Source organism: Caulobacter sp. GW821-FHT10E02 (assembly GCF_059415225.1).
Window position 1 is genome coordinate 192846 of the sequence record NZ_JBWKMV010000006.1, and the last position, 23699, is coordinate 216544.

Below are 23699 nucleotides of genomic sequence, written 5' to 3' on the forward strand. Positions count from 1 at the left end.
GCGGCGCGCACAGCAACAAAAGATCAGGAGAAGACCATGGGTGTACTGGACGGACAGGTCGTCATCGTCACCGGCGCGGCCGGCGGCATCGGCCGCGAATGCGCCCTGCTGGCGGCCCGTGAGGGCGCCAAGGTGGTCGTCAACGACATCGGCGGCTCCCTTCGTGGCGAGGACGCCGGGTCGGCCAGCGGCGCGGAGGCCACGGCCGCGGAGATCCGGGCGGCCGGCGGCGAGGCCGTCGCCAATTCGGACGATGTCAGCCGCCTGACCGCGGTGGAGGGCATGATCGCCCAGGCCATGGACACCTTCGGGGGACTGGACGCCGTCATCAATCCGGCCGGCATCCTGCGCGACGGCATGTTCCACAAGATGAGCGAGGCCGACTGGGACGCGGTGATCGCCGTCCATCTGCGCGGGGCGTTCAACATCTCCCGGGCCGCGATCGGTCACTTCCGCGACCAGGGCCGCGGTTCGTTCGTGCATTTCACCTCCACCTCGGGCCTGATCGGCAATATCGGCCAGACCAACTACGCGGCCGCCAAGCTCGGGGTCGCGGGGCTCTCGCGGGTCCTGGCCATGGAGAGCGCCTCCAAGGGCGTGCGCTCCAACGTCATCGCCCCCTTCGCCTTCACCCGGATGATCGCCAGCATCCCCATCACCGACGAGAAATCGGCTCAGCGGGTCGAGCGGATCAAGCAGGGCATGCGCGCCGAACAGGTCGCGCCCCTGGCGGTCGCCCTGGCGTCGGGCGCCGCCAAGGAGGTCAACGGCCAGATCTTCGCCGTGCGCGGCAACGAGGTGGTGCTGTTCAGCCAACCGCGACCCATCGCCTCGATCGCCCGAACCGAGGGCTGGTCGGCCGAGACCCTGCTGGCCCAGGGCCTGCCGGCCATGAAGTCGAAGTTCACCGACCTTGGGGCCAGCGCCACCGTCTTCCCCTATGAGCCGCTCTAGCCGCCTGGCTAGACGGCGTCGGCGCCGCGCCGCTTGACGGCGCCGCCGCGCAACAGGACCCAGGCGGCGACGGTCGCGGCGGCGAAAGCCGAGGCGGCGCCGACCCCCAGGGCCCAGCGCGCGCCCCAGTGATCGGCGACCCAGCCGACGACGGGCGCGCCGATCGGCATGCCGCCCAAGGCCACCCCCACGCGCAGGGCCATGACCCGGCCGCGCATCGCCGGCTCGGTGGAAAGCTGCATCAGGGCGTTCGTGCCATTGATGAAGACCAGGCAGGCCACGCCGATCACCACCAGCGCCGCGGCGAAGGTCCAGTAGCTGGGCGCCAGGCTCGCCAGGCTGAAGCCGACGCCGAGCACGCCGGCGCTCCAGAGCAAGGTTGTGAGAGTCGGCTTGCCGCGCCGGGCGCTGAGCAGCGAGGCGCCCAATGTGCCCACCGCCATGACCGACGACAGAACGCCAAAGCCGCTGGCGTCGGCGTGAAAGACGCGCACCGCCATGGTCGAGATGAAGATCGGGAAGTTGAGCCCGAAGGTCCCGATCAGCGACAGCATCACCAGGATGGCGATCAGGTCGCCTCGCCCCGCGACATAGCGCAGGCCGGCCAGGAAACTGCCGCGCCGATGCGGGGCGCGCACGACCGCACGAAGCTCGGCGGCGCGAAACAGGAACAGCGACCCCAGCACCGCCACGAAGGACAGGCCGTTGGCGATGAACGACCAGCCGGTCCCGACCGCGGCGATCAACAGGCCCGCGACCGCCGGACCGACCAGGTTGGCCAGGGTCGAAGAGGTGGCGTTGAGCATGACGGCGTTGTGCAGATCCTCCTCGCCGACCAGCTGGGAGACGAAGACCTGGCGAACCGGCGCATCGAACGCGGCCGCGCAACCGAACGCGAAGGCGAAGACGTAGACGTGCCAGAGGCGGACCACGCCGCTGATGGTCAGGGCGCCCAGCGCCAGCGCCAGAAGGCCCATGGCCACCTGGGTCGCGATCAGGAGTTTGCGTTGATCCAGGTGATCGGCGGCCGAGCCGGTCCAGGGCAGAAGAAGGACTTGCGGCGCGAACTGCAGGGCGATGACGACGCCCAGGGCCGAGGCGCTCTTGTGGGTGAGCACGGTCAGCACCAGCCAATCCTGGGCGGTGCGCTGCACCCAGGTGCCCAGGTTCGAGACCAGCGTGCCGCCGGCCCAGAGCCGATAGTTGTGATGCCTGAGCGCGCGGAAGGCGCCGGAGGGCTCGGCCCTAGACGGAGGAGGGATCGGCGGCATGAGCCCCTCTTGTTAAAGCCGCGCTGGCCCCGGCCTTCGGCGCCCGTGGCGCCCCAGGCGTCCCCGGCGCGCTCAAAACCCGCAAAGCCGCGCGAACCGCTCGCGATGGAAGGCGCTGTTGCCCCACTGGTTGTCCAGCACCCGCGCGCGCTTGAGATAGAAGCCGGCGTCGTGCTCGTCGGTCATGCCGATCCCGCCGTGCAGCTGGATCATCTCGCGGGCGGCCAGATTGGCCACGTCCGCGGCCATGATCTTGGCCATGGCCGCCAGTTCGGGGACATCGGGCTGTCCAGCGTCGATGCCCGCCAGCGCCGCCTCCACCGTCGAGCGGGCCAGCTCGATCCGCGTGAACAGTTGGGCGCAGCGGTGCTGCAGGGCCTGGAAGGTGGAGAGCACCTGGCCGAACTGAACCCGGACCTTCAGATAGTCCAGGGTGGTCTCGAAGGCCTGCTCGGCCAGGCCCAGCATCTCGGCGGCGACGCCGGCCCGCGCCCGATCCAGGATCTTGTCGATCAGGGCCGCGCCGTCCTCGGGCCCCAGCAGCGCCTCGGCCGGCAGGCTGACGCCGGCGAACACGATCTCGGCGTGGTCGCGCTCGTCGACGAGATGGCGCGCCCGGCGCGACACCCCGTCCGACCCGGCCGGAACCAGGAACAGGGCCACCCCGACGGGGGTGCGGGCCGAGACGATCAGCAGATCGGCGCCCAGGCCCTCGGGCACGAACAGCTTGCGGCCCGACAGGCTCCAGCCCTTGGCGGTTCGTTCGGCCCGCGTCTCGACCTTGGTCGGGTCGTGGCGCGGCCCTTCGTCCAGGGCCAGGGTGGCGACGGCCTCGCCGGCGACGAGGCTGGGCAGCCACTGCGCCAGTTGGTCGTGGGTCCCGCCCAGCATCAGGGCGCTGGCCGCGTCCAGGGCGCAGGCCGCCAGCGGCGTGGCCACCAGATTGCGTCCGGCCTCCTCCAGGACAAGACCCAGGCTCAGATAGCCCAGGCCCGAGCCGCCGTAGGTTTCGGGCGCGATAACCCCGGTCCAGCCCATCTGGGCCATGGCCGCGTAGGCCTGGCGGTCATGACCGACCGAGGCCTGCTCACGCAGCTTGCGGAAGGCGGCGACGGGCTGCTCGTCGCGCACCCACTGGCGGGCCATGTCCCGCAGCATCGATTGTTCTTCGCTCAGAACCGCCATGGATTGATCCCTGTTCGCGGGCCGGCCGCGCTATTGGTGGTCGAGCATGCCAAGCACGCGCTTGGCCACAACGTTGTTCTGCACCTCGGTCGTGCCGCCGTAGATCGAGACGGCCTTGCAAAACAGCCAGGCGCGCGTGGCCTCCAGCTCGTCGGCCGCGAACCCCTCGCCGTCCCAGCCCAGGCCTTGCTGGCCCATCATCTCCACCAGCAGCTCGGTGCGGTCCTGGGTCAGGCGCGCGCCGACATTCTTGAGGATGGAGGTCAGGGCCGGCGAGGCCGCCCCGGCCTTCACCTCGGCGGCGATCCGTCCGGCGGTGGCGGCGAAAGCCCGCCGCTCCAGCTCGTACTGCAGCAGTCGGCCGCGCAGGTCCGGGTCGGCCAGGCGCCCGTCGGGGTCCAGGCCGATGTGGGCGATCGCTTCGGCGACGAGGCTGCGTCGATCAGCGCCCAGGCGCGGCGCGCCGCCGGCGATGCCGGTGCGCTCGTGCTGCAACAGCCGCTTGCCGATCGTCCAGCCGCCGTTGAGCGGTCCCAGCAGGTTGTCCTTGGGCACCTCGACATTGTCGAAGAAGGTCTCGCAGAACGGCGAGCTGCCCGAGATCAGGCCGATCGGCCTGACGCTGACCCCCGGGCTCTTCATGTCGATCATCAGGAAGGAGATGCCTTCCTGCTTGTGGCGGGGATCGGTGCGCACCAGGGCGAAACACCAGTCCGACCACTGACCGCCGCTCGTCCAGGTCTTCTGGCCGTTGACCAGGAAATGGTCGCCGCGATCCTCCGCCCGCATCGAGAGGGCCGCCAGGTCCGAGCCCGCGCCGGGCTCCGAATAGCCTTGACACCAGCGCAGCTCGCCGCGCGCGATCGGCGGGATGTGACGCTGCTTCTGAGCCTCGGTGCCGTATTCCAGCAGGGTCGGCCCAAACATCGTCACGCCCATGCCCACGATCGGATTCCAGGCGCCGATCGCGGCCATCTCCTCGGCCAGGATCTTGGCTCTCTGATCGTCCAGGCCCCCGCCGCCATATTCGCTGGGCCAGGTGGGCGCCCCCCACCCCTTGGCCGACATCGCCGTCTTCCACGCCACCAGGTCCGGCGGGGGCGGCGGCGGCGTCACGGTCGTGGACACCAGCTCGCTCTGGCCGCGGAGCGAGGGCGGAAAATGCAGCGCGAGCCAGTCGCGCGCCACCAGGCGAAAGGCCTCGAGGAAATCGAGAGAGGTGTCCGCGCGATCCATGGTCAATCTCCAGAGGGCGGAGGGTTGCTGCGAGCGGGGCGTGCGAGGTCCATGGTTCAGCCCTGGTTCGACAGGATGACGGTTCCGGCCGCGGCGAACATGCCGCCGGCGCCGTGGCAAAGGCTGATGCTGGCCCCGTCGACCTGGGCCGGCGCGGTCCCGCGCAGCTGCCGCATGCTCTCCTGCAGGGCGTACATGCCGTACATCCCCGAGTGCATGTAGGAGAGGCCTCCGCCGTTGGTGTTCATCGGCAGGGATCCCCCGATCGCGGTGCGGCCATCCTGAACAAACCCCGCCGCCTCGCCGGGCCGACAAAAGCCCAGGTCCTCCAGCCCAAACAGCGGCAGGTGGGCGAAGGCGTCGTAGATCATCAGATGATCGACCTGGGCGGGGGTGATGCGGGCCTGGGCGAACGCGGCCTGCCCCGAGCGGCGAAAGGCCTTGGAGGTGGTGAAATCCTCCATCTGGCTGACCATCGGGGTCTCCACCGCCTCGCCCGTTCCCAGGACATAGACCGGCGCCGTCGGAAAATCCTTGGCGCGGTCCGCGGCGGTCAGGATCAGGGCGCCGCCGCCGTCGGTGACCAGGCAGCACATCAGCTGGCGAAATGGCCAGGCGATCATCGGCGAGTCCAGCACGTCCTCGATGGTCAGGGGATCGCGGAAGCTGGCGCGCGGATTGCGCGCCGCCCACTGGCGCTGAATCACGGCCACCCTGGCCAGGTCCTGTTCGGTGTAGCCGCGCGCCTGCATGTAGCGCAGGGCCGGAAGGGTGAACTTGGTCGGGGCCGTGGTCACCCCGAAGGGGATCTCGAACTGACCCATCTGGCTGGCGGGCGAGGTCGGCGCGCGGCTGGCGCCCACGCGCGAGCGGCCGGACTCCCCGTGGGTGATCAGCACCGTCTTGCACAGGCCCGCGGCGATCGCCGCCGTCGCATGGCGAACGTGCAGCATGAACGAGCAGCCGCCAAGGTCTGTCCCGTCGACATAGCTGGGGGTCACGCCCAGATAATGGGCCAGCTCCACGGCGCTGACGCCGGCGGTCGCCAGACCGTCGATGTCGGCCGGCCCCAGGCCCGCGTCGGCCATGGCGTTGAGGGCCGCGTCGGCGTGCAGCCCCAGCACCGAGACGTCGGGGATCTTGCCCATCTTGGTGGTTTCGGCGGCGCCCACCACGGCGACGGCGGGGCGGCTCATGGCGCGGCGTCCCGGATCGCGGCCGGCTGGAAGAGCGGCAACCAGATGGTGTCGCTGATCTGTTCGAAGACCACCTCCAGGGGCATGTCCAGGACCAGGGCCTGCGGCGTGGCCGGGCAGTTGACGATATTGGTCATCATCCTGGGGCCCTCCTCCAGCTGCACCACGGCGATGGCGTAGGGCTCGCCGCCCATGTCGGGGCGCGGACGCATGTTGATCACGTAGGAATAGAGGCGGGCGCGGCCGCTGGCCCGGAACACCTCGACATCGCGCGAGCCCGTGCGCGGGCAGAACGGCCGCGGCGGGAAATAGCTCTCGCCGGTGTCCTTGTTTCGCTGCAGCAGCAGTTCGCCGCGCGCGGTCCCGTCCCAGAAGTGCTGGGTTTCCGGCGTGGGCTCAGGAGCCAACCTTGGCATTTACGACAATCCTCGCCCCGGCTGGGGCGGCCAGGCGGCCGGCGGAACCAGCGCGCCTGGCCGCCGCTTCAGGCCGCGCCCTCTCCGGCCAGGTGGCCCTTGCGCGGGTCGTAGGTGCCCAGGGAAGCGTCGTAGCGCTCGAGTTTCTCCGGCTCGAGGTACTTCTGCTCCAGTTCCATGACCTTGGGAAAGCCGGTCAGGTCGAAGATCCCCAGCCCGCCGAGCGGATGCTTCATCGAGCCCATGTAGTGCTCGATCTGCGCCGCCGCGCCGCGCGCCTGATAGTCCTTGAGGAAATCGTACATGGCGATCGTGCCCACCGAACCGATGGCCAGACCTTCCATGCAGAAGCCGAACTCCCGCTCCTCCTCGGGGGTGAGCATGGGGCGGATGGCGTGGGTGGTGGCGAACAGCAGCGCCTCGGGGAAGGTCTCGCGGATCTTGCGCACCTCCTCGCGGGTCTGAAGGGCCTCGACATAAAGAACGTCCACCCCGGCCCTCAGATAGGCCTCGCCACGGCGCAGGGCCTCGTCCAGGCTGCCGCCCACCGCGCCGCGCGCGTCGGTGCGGGCCATGATGATGACGTCGGGGTCGAGCTCGTCGCGCATGTCCAAAGCCGCGCGATACTTGCCGACGGCCTCTTCCAGGGAGACAAGCTCCTTGCCCTTGACGAAGCCGCAGCGCTTGGGCGCGACCTGGTCCTCGATGAACAGGCCCGCGGCCCCGGCCTGGATCACCTCGCCGACCGTGCGACGCACGTTGATGGCGTTGCCGAACCCGGTGTCGCAGTCGACGATCACGGGGATCGAGACCGAACGGCAGATGTGGGTGACGTTGGTGATCAGTTCGGTGGCGGTGATCAGACCCGCGTCGGGATAGCCCAGGATCGTGGTGTTGGTCATGGCGCCGGAGACGCCGAAGGCCTTGAAGCCGGTGGCCTCGGCCAGCTGGGCCTGGTGGGCGGTGCCGCCCCACACGTGAACGAGCGGCGCTTCGGACGTCAGCATGCGCCGGTAGTCGGCGCTCTTGCGAGTGGTTGGCTTGAGCATGATCGGGCCTCCCTGGAGGGTCGTCTTGTGAGTTTTCGAGCGTGGTGCGGGTCCGGCTGCGCGGCCGTCAGGCCGACGGAACCGCGCCGCGCGGAATGTTCGGTTCGGCCCGGAAGCGGATCGACCCGTCCTTGACCAGAGAGGGGATCACCCCGCCGTTGGTCATCAGGGCGAACAGCTCCGGATGCACCGGCTTGACCGGCAGGGTCGCCCCCGTCTCGCGATTGCGGACCGTCCAGGTGTCGGTGTCGATTTCCGCCGTCTGGCCTTCCTCGAAGATCTCCGTCACCCCGGGACATTCCAAAGCCAGGAACCCGTAGTTCACCGCGTTGCGGAAGAAGAGGCTGTTCATGGACTCGGCCAGCAGGGCGCCGACGCCGGCGTTGCGCAGCGAACGGGCGGCCGGGCGGCCCGAACCCATGCCGTAGTTGCGCCCGCCCACGATGATGTCGCCCTTCTGGACCTCCTTGATCCAGTCGGGACGGTTGGCGTGGAAGATCCACTTGACCTGCTCCTCGGCGGGCAAGGTCACGGCCGGGGCCGGAAGCATCAGGTCGGTGTTGATGTTGTCGCCGAACTTCCAGGTCCGGCCGAAGGTGAGATTGGTCATGGTCGTGTAACCTTCAGAGATCGGCGGGATGGACGATTTTGCCGGCGATCGCCGAGGCGGCGACCGTGGCCGGCGAGCCCATGTAGATCTGGGCCGACGGGTCGCCCATGCGGCCCCGGAAGTTGCGCGTCGAGGCGGTGATGCACACCTCGTTGGGGCCCAAGACCCCCATGTGGCCGCCGCCGCACGCGCCGCAGGTGGCGGGCGTGACCAAGGCTCCGGCCGTCATCAGGGTCTCCACGTGCCCGGCCGCCATCGCCGCCTGGAAGATGTCCTGCGAACCGGGGGTGACGATGAACCGGACGCCGTCGGCGACCTTGCGGCCCTTCACCACGCGCGCCGCCTCGGCCAGATCGTCGAACGAGCCGTTGGCGCATGAGCCGACGAAAGCCATGTTGATCGCCACGTCCTTGACCTGGCTGATCGGCACGGAGTTCTTGATGACCGCGTCGGGCAAGGCCACCAGGGGCTCGATGTCCTCCAGCTGTATGGTCCGCCGGTCGGCGTAGGTCGCATCGGCGTCGGGCCACATCGCCTCGAAGGCCAGGTCGGTCTTGGAGCGAACGAAGTCGATCAGCGCGTCGTCGGGTTCGAAGGTGGTGAAGTCGGCGCTCAGCTCGGCGCCCATGGCCGCGATGGTCCGGCGCGCGGCAAGGCCGAGCGACCCCATGCCCTCGCCGCCGAACTCGACGTTGAAGCCGGTGTGGTCGCCGTAGTGGCCGGCGATGTACAGGAACACGTCCTTGGCGGAGACCCCAAAGCGCAGCTTGCCCTTCAGGTCGTAACGGATGGTCTGGCCGATCTGGAACCAGACCTTGCCGGTCGTCACCGCGAAGATCATGTCCGGAATGCCGATGCCCCGGGCCGCGCAGTTCCAGGCGCCGCCGGCGCAGGCGTGGGAGTCGGCGCAGACCAGGACCGTGCCGGGCCGCGCATAGCCGTTGTCGGTGGCGATGACGTGGCCGATGCCCTGCTTGGGACCCACGTCGTGGAAGCGCTTGATGCCGAACTGCTTGACGAACTCGCGGCCCAGCGTCTGGGCGTAGGCGGTGCGCCGGTCGGGCGCGGGCACCTGGTGATCGTAGGCCACGACGATCTCGTCGGGATTATGCACCTTCAGGATTTCGGGCCACACCGCCGGGTCGAACTGGTCGATTAGGAACGAAGTGTCGACCTTGGCGACAACAACGTCACCGGGCGACACCGTCTTCTGCCCCGACGCCTTCGCCAATATCTTCTCGATAATCGTCATACCCACGATGCAGGCTCCTCCTGAGACGATAATTGGCGCGTTCTTCGCGCCTTTATCTTTTTGCTATGCGCGACGGATACTCAGCCCGGCGCGGCCTTCATTTGAAATTCGCTTGAAGCGCCCGCCCAGCCGGCGCCGTCGAGCGCCTCGCTGATCCGCAGATTTTACGTTCGCGTGTCATATGTCAATCGCTCGTAGAATTTTTGCGGCGCCGCAGCGTCAACCGGACCCGTCCGAGAGCTGGCCCCGCCGCACCGTCGAGCGAACCCGCCCGCGTGGAAAGCTGCTCGACGCCAATGTCAGGATTTTCCTTTAATATCTGACGGTTAGTCCTAAGTCGGGCACGACGACGCCCCAAGTCCAGCGTCGCGAGGGGCGCTCTAGGCGCTTGTCGCGGACCGATCAGCGGGCTCGACCTCGGCGCGGAACCGGGCGGTCGGCGAATTCGTGCGGTCCAAGCCGCCCAGGCCGGTCAAAAGCCAAAACCGGCCCGATCCGCGAAATTTCACGCGCGAACAATCGCCTTGGCTCATTTTCGCCACCCGAGGACGGATCGACACCCGAACGTAAATGCAGGGGTTGACAGCGAATTTACGCGGCATACCTAATGGCACCCGAACGTAAACTCACGCCGCCAAATAGCGGCTCGACTTTGCGTTGAATAAAAAAAGACGCGCCATTGGGTGACGTTTCAATAATGGGGAGTGAAACGCCTATGTGTACCAAGGCTTACCTCTGCTTGTCCGTATCGGCGTTCGCGCTGGTGACGCTGACGCCGATGATCGCACAAGCCCAGGCCGCCACGCCGACCACGGGAGTGGCGCAGGTGGAAGAGATCGTCGTGACCGCCCAGAAGCGGGAACAATCGCTGCAATCGGTCGCCGGCGCCGTATCGGCCATCGGCGTTGAGAAACTCGAGCACGCCGGCATCAACGACGTCGCCACGCTGCAGTTTCACACGCCCAGCATGGTCGCGGGCACCTTCGGCGGCATCACCGCCGTCAGCATCCGCGGCGTGGGTCTCAACCAGTACAATCCCCAGAGCCAGCCGGGCGTGGCCCTGCACGTGGACGGGGTCTACCTGACCCGTCTGCACGCCTCGGGCCTGGGCCAGATCGATCTGGCGCGCGTGGAGGTCCTGCGGGGCCCGCAAGGCACGCTCTACGGGCGCAACGCCACCGGCGGCGCGGTCAATTTCATCACCGCCTCCCCGACCGACAGGTTCGAGGGCTCGGTCCTGGCCGGCTACGCCAGCTATGACGAGTATCACCTGAACGGGGTCGTCAACGTCCCGCTCAGCGACAAGGTGCGCACGCGCCTGGTGCTGGACTACACCAATCGAGGCGAAGGTTTCGAGGAGAACACCCGGCCCGGCGGACCCGACGCCGACAAGGGCGCGGTGCTGAGCGGGCGGTTCAAGATCAACGCCGACCTGACCGACAAGCTCAATGTCGAGCTGACCGCCTTTGGCCTGCATCGCAAGGGCCACTTCTCCTACCTGCAGCTGACCACGGCGCCCAACGCCCTGGCGATCGCCGCCACCCCGGCCCTGGCCGGGGCGGTCGTGCCGCTGGAGGCCCACAAATTCACCGCCGACCTGGCGCCGAGCCTCGACATGAAGATCTTCGGCTTCAACGGGGTCGTCAAATACGACTTCGGGCCGGCGACCTTCAAATCGATCTCGGCCTATTCGCGCCTGTTCTACAAGGACAACTACGACGCGGACGGCACCAACGTCGCCTTCACGAACTTCATCAGTCTCCAGAAGTCCTGGACGCTGCAGCAGGAGTTCAATCTCAGCGGGACCGCCGGCAAGCTGTTCTGGCTGGTGGGGGCGTTCTACATGGACGACAGCCTCAGGAACACGAGCCAGTTCGACTTCCCGGTCGGCTATCCGGGCTCGCGCCTGGCGCCGGCCGGCCGGCTGACCCAGACCCAGGGGCCCTATGAGGTGAAATCCAAGGCCGTCTTCACCGACGACACCTTCAACTTCACCGATCGCTTCCGCCTGATCGTCGGCGCCCGCTACTCGAAGGACACCGTCTCCAACACCCAGCTGTCGATCATCAACCGCGTCATCGCCGGTCCGGCGATCCTGCCGTCCGTCACCTCGTGCAGCAATTCCGGCGAGGTGACCTACAGCTCCTTCACGCCCAAGGTCGGGCTCCAGTACGACCTGGACGACCACGTCAACACCTACTTCACCGTCTCCCAGGGCTTCAAGGACGGCGGCCTCAACGGCTCGGGCTGCAACGCCCCGTTCAAGCCCGAAGAGATCACCGCCTATGAAGGCGGCCTGCGCATGCGCCTGCTCGACGGGCGGCTGGTGCTGAACCCCACGGCCTTCTACTACGACTACACCAACTTCCAGGTCTCGCAGTTCCTGGGGCTGTCCCAGTCGCTGATCAACGCGCCGAAGGCCACGGTGAAGGGGCTGGAGATCGAGTCGACCTGGCAGGCCAGCGAGCATCTGTCGCTCAACGCAAACGTCACCTTCATGGACGCCGAGTACGGGGCCGGCTTCGTCAACACCGACACCCTGTACCCCGCCGCCGGCCCGCAGAACCTCGACGGAAGCCCGATGAACCGCTCGCCGAAGTTCTCCGCGAGCCTGGGCGCGGAGTACCGTACGGACATGACCGCCCATGGGCGGTACACCTTCCGCGTCGACGACTACATCTCCACGCGGATCCAGTTTCGCGAGTTCAACAATCCCCTCGACAGCCAGAAGTCCTACAACGTGCTGAACCTGGCGGCGATCTGGGACAGCGTCGATGGCAAATATACCGGCCGCCTCTACGCCAAGAACGCCACCAACACCGACTATCTGGCGGTGCTGGGTGCGTCCAATACCTACGGGGCGCGCTTCGCCAGCTGGGGCAATCCGCGCCAGGTCGGCGTAGAGCTCAAGGCCCGCTTCTAGTGATGTCGGCGTGGCCGGACCGGACGCCTCTCGGGTCCGGACCGGCCACGCCGGACTTCTTCGTCTGCAACGTCTCGTGACAGCCTAGGGCGCGTACATGGAAGAGAAACTGCAAGCCCCCGCCGGGATCTTCCTGACGCCCGGCGGGGCGGCGAGCGCCGCGGAGCCCGCGCAACCGGCGCCCCTGGGCGCGATCGACGAGCTGCGCCGCGGCTGGCCGATCCTGCTGGGCGCGGCCCTGGGCATGGGGTCGGGCATCAACATGTTCGGCAACGTCAACAGCTTCTTCATCAAGCCCCTGGCCCACGACTTCGGCTGGAGCCGGGGACAGATCTCCCTGGTCATCGGATCGGCCCTGCTCAGCGCCCTGCTGATGCCTTGGGTCGGGATCATGGTCGACCGCAAGGGGCCGCGCCGCTTCGTCCTGGGCGGGGCGATCCTCTTCGCCCTGGCCTATGTCTTCCTGGCCCTGCAGACGGGCGACTACCGTCTCTATGTCGCCACCGTGCTGTTCATCGGCCTGGCGGCCGGCCCGGCGTCGGCGCCCCTGATCTATTCGCGGCCGCTGGTCAGCGCGTTCCAGAAAGCACGCGGCCTGGCCCTGGCGATCGGCCTCAGCGGCGCGGTCCTGTTGTCGATGCTGATCCTGCCGCTTTTGCAGCACGTCATCGCCAGCTTCGGATGGCGCGCCGGCTACACCATGATGGTCCCGGTCTGCCTGGTGCTGGGCCTGGCCTCGTTCGCGCTGTTCGGCTACGGCGCCAAGCGCGTGGTCAAGGCCGCGGCCTCCGACGCGCCCAAGGCGCCGGCCACGGGCCTGACCCTCAAGCAGGCCGCGACGGACCGGCGCTTCTGGCTGCTGATGCTCGCCATCATCGGCATCAGCATGGCCAGCGCCGCGTTTCAGACCCACCTTCAACCGCTGCTTTCGGACATCGGCGTGCCTGGACCCCGCGCGGCCCTGTTTGGGACGCTGTTCGGCGGCGCGATCGTCGTGGGACGCCTGGGCTGCGGCGCGCTGCTCGACCGGTTCTGGCCGCCGGGCGTGGCCTTCGCCTTCCTGGCGGCCCCGGTCCTGGGCTTTTTGCTGTTCCTGATGCCCGAGCCGCCCGTCTGGGCCTTGATGCTCGGCGTCGTCCTGCTGGGTCTGGCTCAAGGGTCCGAAGCCGACTTCCTGGCCTTCTTCACGGCGCGATATTTCGGCCTGAAGTCCTTCGGCGCGATCTTCGGCACGCTGGGCCTGTGCTTTGGCGTGTCCTTCGCCCTGGGCGCGGTTCTGGGCGGTCACGCCTTCGATCTGACCGGCAACTATCACCTGATGCTCAAGGTCGGCGCGGCCCTGGCGGCGATCAGCGCCGCGGCCTTGCTCGCTTCGGGTTTCGACAAGGCCAATCGAACCGGCGCGGCCGCCGCCGAATAGCCGCTCCCTTTCACGCTTTTTAGCAGGTCACCATGCGCGTCCTCGTCGATCTGACGAAATGCCAGCTCTACGCACAGTGTTGTTTCCTGGCGCCGGAGGTCTTCAAGCTGGAGAGCGAGCAAACCCTCTCCTACCATCCCCAGCCGGAGGATCCGTCACGCGAACGGGTCCTGCGCGCCGCCGCCGCCTGTCCGGTCCTGGCCATCGTCATCGAACCCGACGGGCTGGAGGCCGAAGCATGAGCCCGCCCCAGTCCGTGGTGATCGTCGGCGCTTCGCTCGCCGGCCTGCGCACGGCCGAGGCGCTGCGGGACGAGGGCTTTACGGGCCGGCTGACCTTGATCGGCGAGGAGGCCGCGCGCCCCTACGACCGCCCGCCGCTGTCCAAGCAAGTCCTGAGCGGATGGGTCAAACCCCACCAGACCACCCTGCCGCGCCTGCGGTCGATCGACGCCGACTGGCGCCTGGGCCAGGCCGCGACCGGGCTGGATCTCGCCGACAGGGCCGTGCGTACGGCCGACGGCGCCCGCGTGCCGTTCGACGCCCTGGTGATCGCCACCGGGGCCCGCGCGCGCGCCTGGCCCAATGCCAGCGAGGCGGATCTGCGCGGAGTCCACACCCTGCGCACCCAGGACGACGCCGCGCGTCTGGTCGCGGCCCTGGACGCGGGTCCCGACCGTGTGCTCGTGATCGGCGCGGGCTTCACCGGGTGCGAGGTCGCTTCGGCCTGCCGCGACCGGGGCTTGGCCGTCACCGCCGTGGAGAGCTGCGCCACGCCCCTGATGGGCGCGCTGGGCGCCTTCGTCGGTCAGTCCCTCGCCGAGCTCCAGCGCCAGGCGGGCGTCGACCTGCGGTGCGGAACCTCCGTCGCCAGCCTGGTGTCCGGTCCTTCCGGGCGGGTGTCCGGCGCGGTCCTGAGCGACGGCGAGGTGATCTCCGCCCAGGTCGTGGTGGTTTGCCTGGGGGCGCAACGCAATGTCGAGTGGCTGCTCGGAGCGGGCCTGGACGCCGGCCCCCAGGGCGTGGTCTGCAACGAGGCCTGCGTGGCGCTGGACGCGGCCGGACGGCCGCTCGAGGCGATCTTCGCCTGTGGCGACGTGGCGCGCGTGCCCCATCCCCTGGCCTCGGGCCGGGCGGTGTCGCTCGAACACTGGGGAACCGCCCTCCACCACGCCAAGATCGTGGCGGCCAACCTGATGACGCCCGGATCGACCAGCAACGCCGCCACCCTGCCCTGCTTCTGGTCGATGCAGTTTGGCGCGAACATCAAGGCCGCCGGTCTGCCGGCCCAGGCCGACCAGGTCGCTGTCCTGCAGGGCGACCTGAAAAGCCAGCGCTTCGTGGCCGGCTATGGTCGCGCCGGCCGCCTGGTCGGCGTCGTGGCGGTCAACCAGCCGCTATGGATGTCGTTCTACGAGGCCCAGGTCCAGGAAGGCACGGCTTTCCCGCCGACCTATCGCACCGTCGACCAACCCGACCCGATCGAACTCGTCGCCACCGGATTTCCCTGGGAAATCGCGGGGCAAAACGCCGCCTGACGTCCGCGGCCCTCAGCCGAGCTGGAGACTTCCATGTCCCAACCCAATGTCGAGCCCGCGGGAACAAAGCCGGCGACGGCCTCGCCCATGCCGCTCATTCTCAACCCCGCCAGCCGCGCCGACCCCTACACACACTACAAGGCCTTGCGCGAGCGCCCCGTCTGGCGCGAACCCGACGGCCTTTTCGTGGTGACCCGCTACAAGGACGTGGCCGGACTGATCCGCGACCCGCGGCTGAGCGTGGAGCCGTCCAACTCGCCGCGCGGCGGAAACGGCCTGGGCTTTCTGACCATGGACCCGCCGCGCCACGGCCGGCTGCGTCGCATGACCATGCGCCATTTCGGCCCGCCCAACGATCCGGGCCGCGTCGAGGCGATGACCCCCGTGCTGGAGGCCATGGTCAAGGACCTGATCGACCGCCTGGAGGGGCGCGAGGAGATCGACGTGGTGGCCGACGTGTCCTACCCGTTCCCGGTCGCGGTGATCGCCGACCTGCTGGGCGTGCCGCGCGAGGACGAGTCCAAGTTCCATGCCTGGGCCGAGGCCATCGTCCAGGCCCAGGATCGCGATCCGGCCAGCGGCCAACGCTCGGAAGGGGCGGACGCGGCGTTCAGGGAACTGGCGCGCTACATGTTCGGCTTGATCACCCTGCGCAAGGGCCAGCCGCGCGACGACATGCTCTCGCGCCTGGTCAATGACGACAGCGGTCCGGACGGCGCGATGTCGGCCGAGGAGATGATCTCGGTCTCGGTCCTGCTCCTGCTGGCCGGCCACGAAACGACCGTCAATCTGATCACCAACGGGATGCTGACGCTGCTGCGCCGACCCGACATGCTGGAGCGCCTGCGCCACGAGCCGGGCCTGGCGCCGTGCCTGGTGGAGGAGCTGCTGCGCTTCGAGCCGCCGGTCCACTACACCAATCGCGCCGCGCTCAGCGACATCGAGGTCGCCGGCACGACGATCACCAAGGGCTCGGCGGTGCAGCTCATGCTCGCCTCGGCGAGCCGCGATCCGGACCGGTTCGAGGATCCCGACCGCTTCTGGCCCGAGCGGCCCGACAACCAGCATCTGGGATTTGGCAGCGGAATCCATGCCTGTTTCGGTGCGCCCCTGGCCCGGCTGGAAGGCCAGATCGCCCTGCGCGAACTGGCCCGGCGTCTGGTCGATCCCAAGCTTGTCCAGGATCCGCCGCCCTACCGCTTCAACCCCTCGCTGCGCGGACCTCGCGAGCTGCGCGTGTCGATCGCCGGCCTGAGGCCGTGAACGCGGCGCTCGCCGCGTGTTGCGTCCCCCTCCCCTCGGAGGACTGACAGGCGCGGTCGGCCCGTTCGCGGGCCGGCCGACCGCTCCCTGGAGCCATGGCTCCGGGGAGCGGCCTGTCTCTTTTTGCTGAACCGCGGCGTGGACCGGGCGCGCCAAACGCCGTCGTGCCGCCTCAGACCGGGCTGAGCCCCAGGCGCAGGACATCCACCGCCTCGGCGACGATCTGGGCCTTGCGCGCGTCGTCGCCCGTGACCAGGCCCCGGGCCAGCCACAGGCTCTCGCCCGGCATGATCATCTGAAGAAGGCCGAACTCCATCTTGCGCATCCCGCCAAGCTTCTGGGAGTCCTCGAAGAGCTTGCGGTACTTGGCCAGGATCTCCTTGGACCGAGCGCTCCAGGCGGCCTGGTCCTCCGGGGTCAGGGCGTCGAAGCCCGCCCCCGGGCGCAAGGGCTCCAGCCCTTCATAGAGATTGGCCAGGGCCGAGGCGCGCAGCACGCCCACCACGACGTCGGCCCGCGAGCCGCCGCCGTCCAGGGCGCTGGCGTAGATGTGGGCGGCGATCCTGGCGTTGCGGGCGTAGCAGGCGGTCACGATGGCCTGCTTGTCGCCGACATAGTGGTAGAGCGTGCGCTTGGTCGCGCCGAGCGCGGCGGCGATCTCGTCGAGCGAGGTGGTGTCCACGCCCTTGCGATTGAACAGCCGCGAGGCCGTGGCCAGCACCGTCTCGCGCTTGGCCTCGATCATGCGCGCGCGATCGAAGGCCGCGACGTTGGGAGCCAGCAGGGGAGAAAGATCGATCTGGGGCGGGTCGATCGTCCTGGCGCGATCGGCCGCCCAGCCGATGGCGAGAAACTCGTTGATCGCGGCGATCACCGCCGGCCGGTTGGGCGCCTTGATCGAGGCTGACCAGCGCGCCGCCAGCGGGATCCAGTGGATGATGCTGATGATGGTTCGAGCGACCGTCTGATAGTCCACCGGCCGGATCTCGCCGGCCTTCGCCCCGGTCTCCAGCACGCTGGCCAACCGCGCGACGATGCCCTCGTAGAGCGCCAGGACCGTTTCCATCTCCGCGTCGCGCAGCAGCCCAAGCTCGCTCAGACAGGCGATCTCCGGAGACTCCTCGGCCAGGGCCCGGGTGACGAAGTCGGCCAGAACCTGCAGGGCCGTTCGCCCCGATCGCGCCGCCTCGCCCAGGTGGCGGGCCAGGATCTCGCAGGAGCGCCGATAAACCTGGAAGACCAAGTCTTCGCGGTCGTCGACATAGTAATAGAGCGCGGCTCTCGAGACCCCCAGCTTGTCGGCGATGTCGGTCAACGAGGTCAGGGACACGCCGCGCGCGTTCAGTTGGCGCGCCGCCTCGTCGAGCAGTTCGTCACGACGCGACTGCGTTACGGGCTTGCGGCTCTTTTGGGTCGCGGCGCTCGATCTTGCCATTCCTGCCTCCGCCCCCGACTCCTTAGAGGGGCATACTGAATACTAGTTCGTCGAAAAGGTCTTGCGACTCCAGACCCAATCGCACCCGAACGTAAATTTCCACCCCGCCGCCAAGGCTCCGGGTTCCCCAGCGGCGCCTTCAAACGCGCTTGCAAGCACACGAAACCCCGTCGCATAGTGTCGTTAGTCGAACATCAGTTTCATCTGATGATCCCAATTCCACCCGACGGAGACTTGATCCGAAGGCGCGGCGCGATCCGTCCATCCGCCCTCGCCCGACGCCAACGACCCGCAACGCTCCGACCCGCGCCGCCTGGCGCGATCAACGATCCGCACGAACCCAATGGGGACCCTATGAACGGCGCCGACGCCCTTATCTCGACTCTGACGGCGAACGACGTGACCGCCTGCTTCGGCAATCCGGGCACGTCTGAAATGCAGTTCGTGGCGGCGCTGGACCGCTACCCGGCCATGCGGCCGGTGCTCTGCCTGTTCGAGGGCGTGGCCACCGGCGCGGCCGACGGCTACGGCCGCCTGGCCGACAAGCCCGCCTGCACCCTTCTGCATCTGGGCCCGGGATACGCCAACGGCGCGGCCAATCTGCACAACGCCCGGCGGGCCTTCACCCCGATCATCAACGTCATCGGCGACCACGCCACCTATCACCGCCAGTATGACGCGCCGCTCAATTCCGACATCGCCACCCTGGTCGAGCCCAATTCGATCTGGATCAAGTCGGCCGAATCGCCGGCCACGATCTCGGCGCTGGCGGCCGAGGCCGTGGCCGCCGCGGACGGTCCGCCGGCCGGCCCGGTCAGTCTGATCCTGCCCGCCGACACCGCTTGGATGCCGGCCGACCAAGAGATCGCGCGAGCCAGCAGGACGGCCCCCGCCGCTCCGGCGGCCGAGGCGGTGGAGGCGGTCGCCAAGGCGATCAAGGCGGCCAAGAAGCCCGTGCTGCTGCTGGGCGGCAAGGCGGCCCGGAGCGAGGCGATGGCCCACGCCGGTCGCCTGAAGGCGGCGGGGGTGGAGGTCTATGTCGACACCTTCGTGGCCCGGCGACCGGCCGGATCGGGCGGCTTCCGGCCCAAGATACTGCCCTATTTCGGCGAGATGGCCCTCAACGAGCTTGCGGGCGCGGACCTTATGGTGCTGGGCGGCACCACGACCCCCGTGGCGTTCTTCGCCTATCCCGATCGGCCCAGCGTCCTGGCGCCGGAGGGCTGCGAACAGGTCACCCTGGCCGCGCGCTGGGAAGACGCCGTGGCGGGGCTGGAGGCCCTGGCCGAGGCCCTGGGCGCGCCGAAGGAAGGCCCGACCCAGCCTTTCCAGATCCCCGACACCGCGCCGACCGGCAAGCTCAACGCCCATGCCGCGGGCCTGTCGATCGCCCGCCATATGCCCGAAGGCGCGGTGATCTGCGACGATGCGGTGACCTCCAGCCTCGGCGTGGCCATCGCCACCTTCACCGCCCGGCCCCACGAACTGCTGCAATTGACCGGCGGGGCGATCGGGGTGGGCCTGCCCCTGGCCGTCGGGGCGGCGGTCGCCGCGCCCGACCGCAAGATCCTGAGCCTCAACGGCGACGGCTCGGCCATGTACACGATCCAGGCCCTGTGGACGATCGCCCGCGAGGACCTGGACGTGATCACCGTGGTCTTCGCCAATCAGAGCTACCGGATCCTCACGATCGAGATGGCCCGTACCGGCGCCGGCGACATCGGCCCGGCCGCCAAGGGCCTCCTGGATCTTGGCCGCCCCGCCCTGGACTTCGTGTCGATCGCCGAAGGCATGGGCGTGCCGGCGCGCAGATGCGAGACCGGGGAGGATTTCGAAAAGGCCATCGAAGCGGCCATGGGCCGGCGCGGTCCCTTCCTGATCGAGGCGGTGATCGATTGATCGCCGCCCGCGCGCCAGGGTCCGCGTCGTTGGCGGCCTTGGCGCGATAAGGCTAGGGTCTTAAAGCACAGGGTCTCGCGCCCTGCGCCAGACAGGGTAGAAGACGGCCATTCTCGGGGTTCGATGAGCACAGAAGCGACAGTGGAACTGGAAAAGGCGCAGTCGGGCACGCGGTCGGTGGCCCGGGCGATGAGCATCCTCAACGTCTTCCTGGTGGGCGGCCCCTTCCTGACGCTCACCGAGATCGTCAGCCTGTCTGGGCTCGACAAGGCCACGACGCGCCGCCTGGTGCTGACCTTCGTCGAGTTGGGCTATGTGGATTACGACCCCGGCGGCAAGCGCTATTCCCTGGGGCTCAAGCTCCTGGAACTGACGACGGCGCTGCCGGTCCAGGGCCTGCGGGACATCGCCTTCCCGGTGATGTCGCGCCTGGCGGAGGCCGTGCGCGCCACCGCCTTCCTCAGCGTGCTGCGCAACGACCAGGCCCTGTGCGTGGAGCGGGTCTTCGATCCGCGCCACGTCGTGCAGATCCGCCACTATCTGGTGGGCCAGTCCCTCCCCCTCAACTGCGGGGCCGCGCCGCGCCTGCTCCTGGCCCATCTGCCGCCCGCCGACCGCAGGAAGGCGCTGCGCGGCAAGCTGCCCAAGCTGACGCCCAAGACCGAGACCGATCCTGAAAAGCTCGAGGCCCACTGCCAGGTCGTGCTCGAGCGCGGCTGGGAGCTGTCGGTCGACGACACGGTCGTGGGGGTGTGCGCCGTGGCCGTGCCGATTTTCGGCAAGAACAATCAGGTCCTGGCCACGCTGAGCGTGGGCGGGCTGCACAGCGACCTGCTCAGCGACGGCGCGCCCAATTGTCTGCCGCAACTGCAGGCGGCCGTGCTGGAGATCGCCTCCAAGGCGCGCGGCGCCTACAGCGACTTCTAGGCCCACCGCGAGGATTCTTCGTTCGGATCTCAAATTGCACCCGAACGTAAAATCGGCGATGGTGCCGGCGAGGGGATGACTCAACAATCCTCCGCGAGCAGGCCGCGCCGTCGAAGCGCGGCGCGCCCATCAACGCCAGGAGCGCCTTACCCATGCCATTGCTCGACTCAGAAGGGGTCGTCCTCCACTACGAGGACGTCGGCCAGGGCTTCCCGCTGCTGCTCATTCCCGGCGGCGGCCTCAACTCCACCATCAGCTTCCTGAAGGCCAACGAGGCCTTCAACGCGGTGGAGGCGTTCAGCGGCGACTATCGCTGCATCGCCGCCGATCTTCGCAACGCCGAAGGCGGCCAGTCGAGCGGTCCCCTGCCCACGCAGAACCCCTGGGACGCCTTCACCGACGATCACCTGCGGCTGATGGACCATCTGGGCGTCGAGCGCTTCGCGGTCCTGGGCTTTTGCATCGGCGGACCGCTGATCTGGAACCTGCTCCGGCGCGCGCCCGACCGCGTCGTCGCCGCGGTCCTGGCCCAGCCCAGCGGCGTGGATCCCGCCGCGCCCGATCTGTTCTATCCCTATTATCTCAGCACCTGGGCCCCGGCCCTGCTCGCGCGCCGCCCGGACCTGTCGATGGAGACGGTGGAGGCCTTTCTGCGAGCGATGTATCGCGACGACCCCGACTTTGTGTTCACGGCCGATCGTGACTTCGTGCGCGGCTGCCAGACGCCGATCCTCATCCTGCCCGATGATATTCCGCCCCATCCCTATGTGGTGGCCATGGAGTCGGCGCTCTTGGCTCCCAACGCCCAGGTCAGCCTGTTCCCCTGGAAAAAGCCGCCCGAGCATGTCGGCCTGGCGCTGCGCCACATCCACACCTTCCTGCGCGCGCACGCGGCCTGAACCGCGCGACGCAGCGACGCAACACTTCGGCGCCGACCGCGATCGACCTCGTCGAAAGGCGGTTGAGCACGACGGCGGCGCTGTCTAAAGACCGCCGCATCTCGAACAATTGTTTGTTTCGATCTGGAGACACCCATGACCAGCGCCTTCATCTGCGACGGGATCCGCACGCCGATCGGTCGCTACGGCGGCGCCCTGTCGAAGGTGCGCGCCGACGATCTGGCCGCGATCCCGCTCAAGGCCCTGGCCGCGCGCAACCCGGGTCTGGATCTGTCGGCCATCGACGAGGTGGTGCTGGGCAGCGCCAACCAGGCCGGCGAGGATAACCGCAACGTCGCCCGCATGGCCCTGCTGCTGGCCGGATATCCGGTCGATGTTCCGGGCGTGACGGTCAATCGCCTCTGCGCCTCGGGTCTGGAGGCGGTCGGCTACGCCGCCCGCGCCATCCTGTCGGGTCACAACGACCTGCTGATCGCCGGCGGCGTCGAAAGCATGAGCCGCGCCCCGTTCGTGATGGGCAAGGCCGACAGCGCCTTCTCGCGCAACGCCGAGATCTTCGACACCACCATCGGCTGGCGCTTCGTCAATCCGGCCATGCGCAAGGCCTATGGCGTCGACTCCATGCCCGAGACCGCCGAGAACGTCGCCGCCGAACACGGCGTCAGCCGCCAGGACCAGGACGCCTTCGCCCTGCGCAGCCAGCAGCGCGCCTTGGCCGGCCAGGCCGACGGCTTCCTGGCCGGCGAGATCACCCCGGTGGAGATCCCGGGCAAGACCGGCCCCACCCTCGTCGAGCGCGACGAACACCCGCGCGAAACCACCATCGAGACCCTGACCAAGCTCAAGCCCATCGTCCGCGAGGGGGGCACGGTCACGGCCGGCAACGCCTCGGGCGTCAATGACGGCGCGGTCGGCCTGATCCTGGCGTCCGAAGCGGCCGTCAAGCGCCATGGCCTGACGCCGCGCGCCCGGGTCACCGGCTACGCGACCGCCGGCGTGGAGCCGCGCGTCATGGGGATCGGTCCCGTGCCGGCCGTGCGCAAGCTGCTGGCCAAGACGGGCCTGTCGATCGGCGATTTCGACACCGTCGAGCTGAACGAGGCCTTCGCCGCCCAGGGCCTGGCGGTGCTGCGCCAGCTGGGCCTGCCCGACGACGGCGCTCACGTGAACCCGCACGGCGGGGCCATCGCCCTGGGCCACCCGCTGGGCGCCTCGGGCGCGCGTCTGGTCCTCACGGCCCTGCGTCAACTGGAAGCCACCGGCGGCAAGCGGGGTCTGGCCACGCTTTGCATCGGCGTGGGCCAGGGCGCGGCGCTGGCCTTCAAGCGGGTCTAGTCCGTCCGGGCGCGTCGCCCGCGTCGGCGGCGCGTGCGGCTCTAGGCCATATGCTCGGCCGCAGCGGCCGGGGCGGTCACGCCGCGTCTTGGCGCGGCCGGCCGCTCCACCGCCGCGACCATGGTTTCGCGCGAGTGGCTGACATGGGCCCGCATGACCCGTTCGGCCCGGTCCTGATCCCCGGCCAGGATGGCGTCGATCAGCTGGTCGTGTTCGCTCATCGAGGCGCTGATATAGGTCGGGTCGATCAGGCTGTGATAGCGCATGCGGTAGAGCGGCAGCAGCAGCTGGCGCGCGATCTCGATCAGCCGGCTGTTGGCCGATAGGTCGTAGATCAGCCTGTGGAATTCCAGATTGTGGCCGACATAGCTGGGGTCCTGGGCCTCGGCGGCCTTGGCCATGGCGTCGCGGCAGGCCTCCAGGCGCTTGCGGTTGGCGCCCTCGCCGATCTTGGCCGCCGCCAGCCGGGCGGCCAGGCCCTCGATCATCTCGCGCACCTGGAAGATCTCGGTGACCTCGGTGGCGCTCAGCTGGCGGACCATGGCGCCGCGATGCGGCTGGATGTCGATCAGCCCCTCGCCCGTCAGACGACGGATCGCTTCGCGCACCGGACCGGCGCTGACGCCGAAGGTCCGCGTCAGATCGGCGACCACGAGCCTCTGGCCGGGCACATAGCGCCCCTCGCGGATCGCGTCGCGCAGCGCGTCGATGGTGAATTCGACGACGGACTTTGCATGTTGAGCCATGTCGCGCGGGTGTCCCAGAAGATCGTCAGCCAAAAAACTCAGGCAAAATTCTCAGAGAATCGAGGCGCTCACAATCGCCGAGAAGCGCCATCGACGGGGCGATCACGACGAAATTGACCAACTGGCAAAAAATCCAAGCCCATGAT

At 68.7% G+C, this 23699-nt stretch carries 20 protein-coding genes; 10 read left to right on the forward strand and 10 right to left on the reverse strand.

Features of this window, described 5'->3' with window-relative positions:
• The first annotated feature begins 36 nt into the window (after positions 1–36).
• Positions 37–954, forward strand: a complete 918-nt coding sequence (locus AC07NI_RS25575) for an SDR family NAD(P)-dependent oxidoreductase (protein WP_494624413.1) — start codon at positions 37–39, stop codon at positions 952–954.
• A gap of 8 nt (positions 955–962) precedes the next feature.
• Here AC07NI_RS25575 and AC07NI_RS25580 read toward each other — a convergent pair whose 3' ends face one another.
• From AC07NI_RS25580 to AC07NI_RS25615, 8 genes are all read right to left on the reverse strand, one after another.
• Positions 963–2225 (reverse strand): MFS transporter, encoded by a 1263-nt coding sequence (locus AC07NI_RS25580; RefSeq protein WP_494624415.1) that lies wholly within the window; start codon positions 2223–2225, stop codon positions 963–965.
• Positions 2226–2297: 72 nt separating this feature from the next.
• Positions 2298–3410 (reverse strand): acyl-CoA dehydrogenase family protein, encoded by a 1113-nt coding sequence (locus tag AC07NI_RS25585; protein ID WP_494624417.1) that lies wholly within the window; start codon positions 3408–3410, stop codon positions 2298–2300.
• 30 nt (positions 3411–3440) lie between these two features.
• On the reverse strand, positions 3441–4646 hold the full coding sequence (locus AC07NI_RS25590; protein WP_494624419.1) for an acyl-CoA dehydrogenase family protein: 1206 nt from the start codon (positions 4644–4646) through the stop codon (positions 3441–3443).
• Between the two features lie 56 nt (positions 4647–4702).
• On the reverse strand, positions 4703–5842 hold the full coding sequence (locus AC07NI_RS25595; protein ID WP_494624421.1) for a thiolase C-terminal domain-containing protein: 1140 nt from the start codon (positions 5840–5842) through the stop codon (positions 4703–4705).
• On the reverse strand, positions 5839–6258 hold the full coding sequence (locus tag AC07NI_RS25600; protein ID WP_494624423.1) for a Zn-ribbon domain-containing OB-fold protein: 420 nt from the start codon (positions 6256–6258) through the stop codon (positions 5839–5841). Before AC07NI_RS25600 ends, AC07NI_RS25595 begins: the two co-directional genes overlap by 4 nt.
• A 68-nt stretch (positions 6259–6326) precedes the next feature.
• Positions 6327–7307, reverse strand: coding sequence for an isocitrate lyase/PEP mutase family protein (locus AC07NI_RS25605; RefSeq protein ID WP_494624425.1), 981 nt, complete (start codon positions 7305–7307; stop codon positions 6327–6329).
• Positions 7308–7374: 67 nt separating this feature from the next.
• Positions 7375–7917, reverse strand: coding sequence for a LeuD/DmdB family oxidoreductase small subunit (locus AC07NI_RS25610; RefSeq protein ID WP_494624427.1), 543 nt, complete (start codon positions 7915–7917; stop codon positions 7375–7377).
• Positions 7918–7930: 13 nt separating this feature from the next.
• Entirely contained in the window at positions 7931–9169 is a 1239-nt protein-coding gene (locus tag AC07NI_RS25615; RefSeq protein WP_494624585.1) for a 3-isopropylmalate dehydratase large subunit, read from the reverse strand.
• 739 nt (positions 9170–9908) lie between these two features.
• On the opposite strand from AC07NI_RS25615, the gene AC07NI_RS25620 reads away from it, so the two are divergent.
• The 5 genes from AC07NI_RS25620 (at position 9909) to AC07NI_RS25640 (ending at position 16312) form a co-directional block, all read left to right on the forward strand.
• Positions 9909–12092 carry a TonB-dependent receptor gene (locus AC07NI_RS25620; RefSeq protein WP_494624429.1) on the forward strand — a complete coding sequence of 728 codons (2184 nt, stop codon included), beginning with the start codon at positions 9909–9911 and terminating at the stop codon, positions 12090–12092.
• Positions 12093–12189: 97 nt separating this feature from the next.
• Positions 12190–13512, forward strand: coding sequence for an MFS transporter (locus AC07NI_RS25625; protein WP_494624431.1), 1323 nt, complete (start codon positions 12190–12192; stop codon positions 13510–13512).
• 32 nt (positions 13513–13544) lie between these two features.
• Positions 13545–13754, forward strand: a complete 210-nt coding sequence (locus AC07NI_RS25630) for a ferredoxin (RefSeq protein WP_494624433.1) — start codon at positions 13545–13547, stop codon at positions 13752–13754.
• Positions 13751–15049 (forward strand): NAD(P)/FAD-dependent oxidoreductase, encoded by a 1299-nt coding sequence (locus tag AC07NI_RS25635; RefSeq protein WP_494624435.1) that lies wholly within the window; start codon positions 13751–13753, stop codon positions 15047–15049. Before AC07NI_RS25630 ends, AC07NI_RS25635 begins: the two co-directional genes overlap by 4 nt.
• A 33-nt stretch (positions 15050–15082) precedes the next feature.
• Positions 15083–16312, forward strand: coding sequence for a cytochrome P450 (locus AC07NI_RS25640; RefSeq protein ID WP_494624437.1), 1230 nt, complete (start codon positions 15083–15085; stop codon positions 16310–16312).
• Positions 16313–16484: 172 nt separating this feature from the next.
• Here AC07NI_RS25640 and AC07NI_RS25645 read toward each other — a convergent pair whose 3' ends face one another.
• On the reverse strand, positions 16485–17747 hold the full coding sequence (locus tag AC07NI_RS25645) for a TetR/AcrR family transcriptional regulator (protein ID WP_494624439.1): 1263 nt from the start codon (positions 17745–17747) through the stop codon (positions 16485–16487).
• A 354-nt stretch (positions 17748–18101) separates the two neighbouring features.
• Between AC07NI_RS25645 and AC07NI_RS25650 the strand changes: the two genes are divergently transcribed.
• The 4 genes from AC07NI_RS25650 to pcaF all read left to right on the forward strand — a co-directional run bounded on the left by AC07NI_RS25650 (position 18102) and on the right by pcaF (position 22807).
• Positions 18102–19646 carry an acetolactate synthase large subunit gene (locus AC07NI_RS25650; RefSeq protein ID WP_494624441.1) on the forward strand — a complete coding sequence of 515 codons (1545 nt, stop codon included), beginning with the start codon at positions 18102–18104 and terminating at the stop codon, positions 19644–19646.
• 141 nt (positions 19647–19787) lie between these two features.
• Positions 19788–20573 (forward strand): IclR family transcriptional regulator, encoded by a 786-nt coding sequence (locus AC07NI_RS25655; protein WP_494624443.1) that lies wholly within the window; start codon positions 19788–19790, stop codon positions 20571–20573.
• A 152-nt stretch (positions 20574–20725) separates the two neighbouring features.
• Positions 20726–21472 carry an alpha/beta fold hydrolase gene (locus tag AC07NI_RS25660; protein WP_494624445.1) on the forward strand — a complete coding sequence of 249 codons (747 nt, stop codon included), beginning with the start codon at positions 20726–20728 and terminating at the stop codon, positions 21470–21472.
• A 135-nt stretch (positions 21473–21607) separates the two neighbouring features.
• Positions 21608–22807 carry a 3-oxoadipyl-CoA thiolase gene (pcaF, locus tag AC07NI_RS25665; RefSeq protein WP_494624447.1) on the forward strand — a complete coding sequence of 400 codons (1200 nt, stop codon included), beginning with the start codon at positions 21608–21610 and terminating at the stop codon, positions 22805–22807.
• 41 nt (positions 22808–22848) lie between these two features.
• Here pcaF and AC07NI_RS25670 read toward each other — a convergent pair whose 3' ends face one another.
• Positions 22849–23553: a GntR family transcriptional regulator gene (locus AC07NI_RS25670; RefSeq protein ID WP_494624449.1), complete on the reverse strand. Its 705-nt coding sequence runs from the start codon at positions 23551–23553 to the stop codon at positions 22849–22851.
• Positions 23554–23699: the final 146 nt, after the last annotated feature.

What these genes read in the sequence shown, in the direction of transcription:
- AC07NI_RS25575 (WP_494624413.1), top strand. Translation starts at nt 37, where the DNA reads ATGGGTGTACTGGACGGACAGGTCGTCATCGTCACCGGCGCGGCCGGC.
- AC07NI_RS25580 (WP_494624415.1), bottom strand. Translation starts at nt 2,225, where the DNA reads ATGCCGCCGATCCCTCCTCCGTCTAGGGCCGAGCCCTCCGGCGCCTTC.
- AC07NI_RS25585 (WP_494624417.1), bottom strand. Translation starts at nt 3,410, where the DNA reads ATGGCGGTTCTGAGCGAAGAACAATCGATGCTGCGGGACATGGCCCGC.
- AC07NI_RS25590 (WP_494624419.1), bottom strand. Translation starts at nt 4,646, where the DNA reads ATGGATCGCGCGGACACCTCTCTCGATTTCCTCGAGGCCTTTCGCCTG.
- AC07NI_RS25595 (WP_494624421.1), bottom strand. Translation starts at nt 5,842, where the DNA reads ATGAGCCGCCCCGCCGTCGCCGTGGTGGGCGCCGCCGAAACCACCAAG.
- AC07NI_RS25600 (WP_494624423.1), bottom strand. Translation starts at nt 6,258, where the DNA reads ATGCCAAGGTTGGCTCCTGAGCCCACGCCGGAAACCCAGCACTTCTGG.
- AC07NI_RS25605 (WP_494624425.1), bottom strand. Translation starts at nt 7,307, where the DNA reads ATGCTCAAGCCAACCACTCGCAAGAGCGCCGACTACCGGCGCATGCTG.
- AC07NI_RS25610 (WP_494624427.1), bottom strand. Translation starts at nt 7,917, where the DNA reads ATGACCAATCTCACCTTCGGCCGGACCTGGAAGTTCGGCGACAACATC.
- AC07NI_RS25615 (WP_494624585.1), bottom strand. Translation starts at nt 9,169, where the DNA reads ATGACGATTATCGAGAAGATATTGGCGAAGGCGTCGGGGCAGAAGACG.
- AC07NI_RS25625 (WP_494624431.1), top strand. Translation starts at nt 12,190, where the DNA reads ATGGAAGAGAAACTGCAAGCCCCCGCCGGGATCTTCCTGACGCCCGGC.
- AC07NI_RS25630 (WP_494624433.1), top strand. Translation starts at nt 13,545, where the DNA reads ATGCGCGTCCTCGTCGATCTGACGAAATGCCAGCTCTACGCACAGTGT.
- AC07NI_RS25635 (WP_494624435.1), top strand. Translation starts at nt 13,751, where the DNA reads ATGAGCCCGCCCCAGTCCGTGGTGATCGTCGGCGCTTCGCTCGCCGGC.
- AC07NI_RS25640 (WP_494624437.1), top strand. Translation starts at nt 15,083, where the DNA reads ATGTCCCAACCCAATGTCGAGCCCGCGGGAACAAAGCCGGCGACGGCC.
- AC07NI_RS25645 (WP_494624439.1), bottom strand. Translation starts at nt 17,747, where the DNA reads ATGGCAAGATCGAGCGCCGCGACCCAAAAGAGCCGCAAGCCCGTAACG.
- AC07NI_RS25650 (WP_494624441.1), top strand. Translation starts at nt 18,102, where the DNA reads ATGAACGGCGCCGACGCCCTTATCTCGACTCTGACGGCGAACGACGTG.
- AC07NI_RS25660 (WP_494624445.1), top strand. Translation starts at nt 20,726, where the DNA reads ATGCCATTGCTCGACTCAGAAGGGGTCGTCCTCCACTACGAGGACGTC.
- pcaF (WP_494624447.1), top strand. Translation starts at nt 21,608, where the DNA reads ATGACCAGCGCCTTCATCTGCGACGGGATCCGCACGCCGATCGGTCGC.
- AC07NI_RS25670 (WP_494624449.1), bottom strand. Translation starts at nt 23,553, where the DNA reads ATGGCTCAACATGCAAAGTCCGTCGTCGAATTCACCATCGACGCGCTG.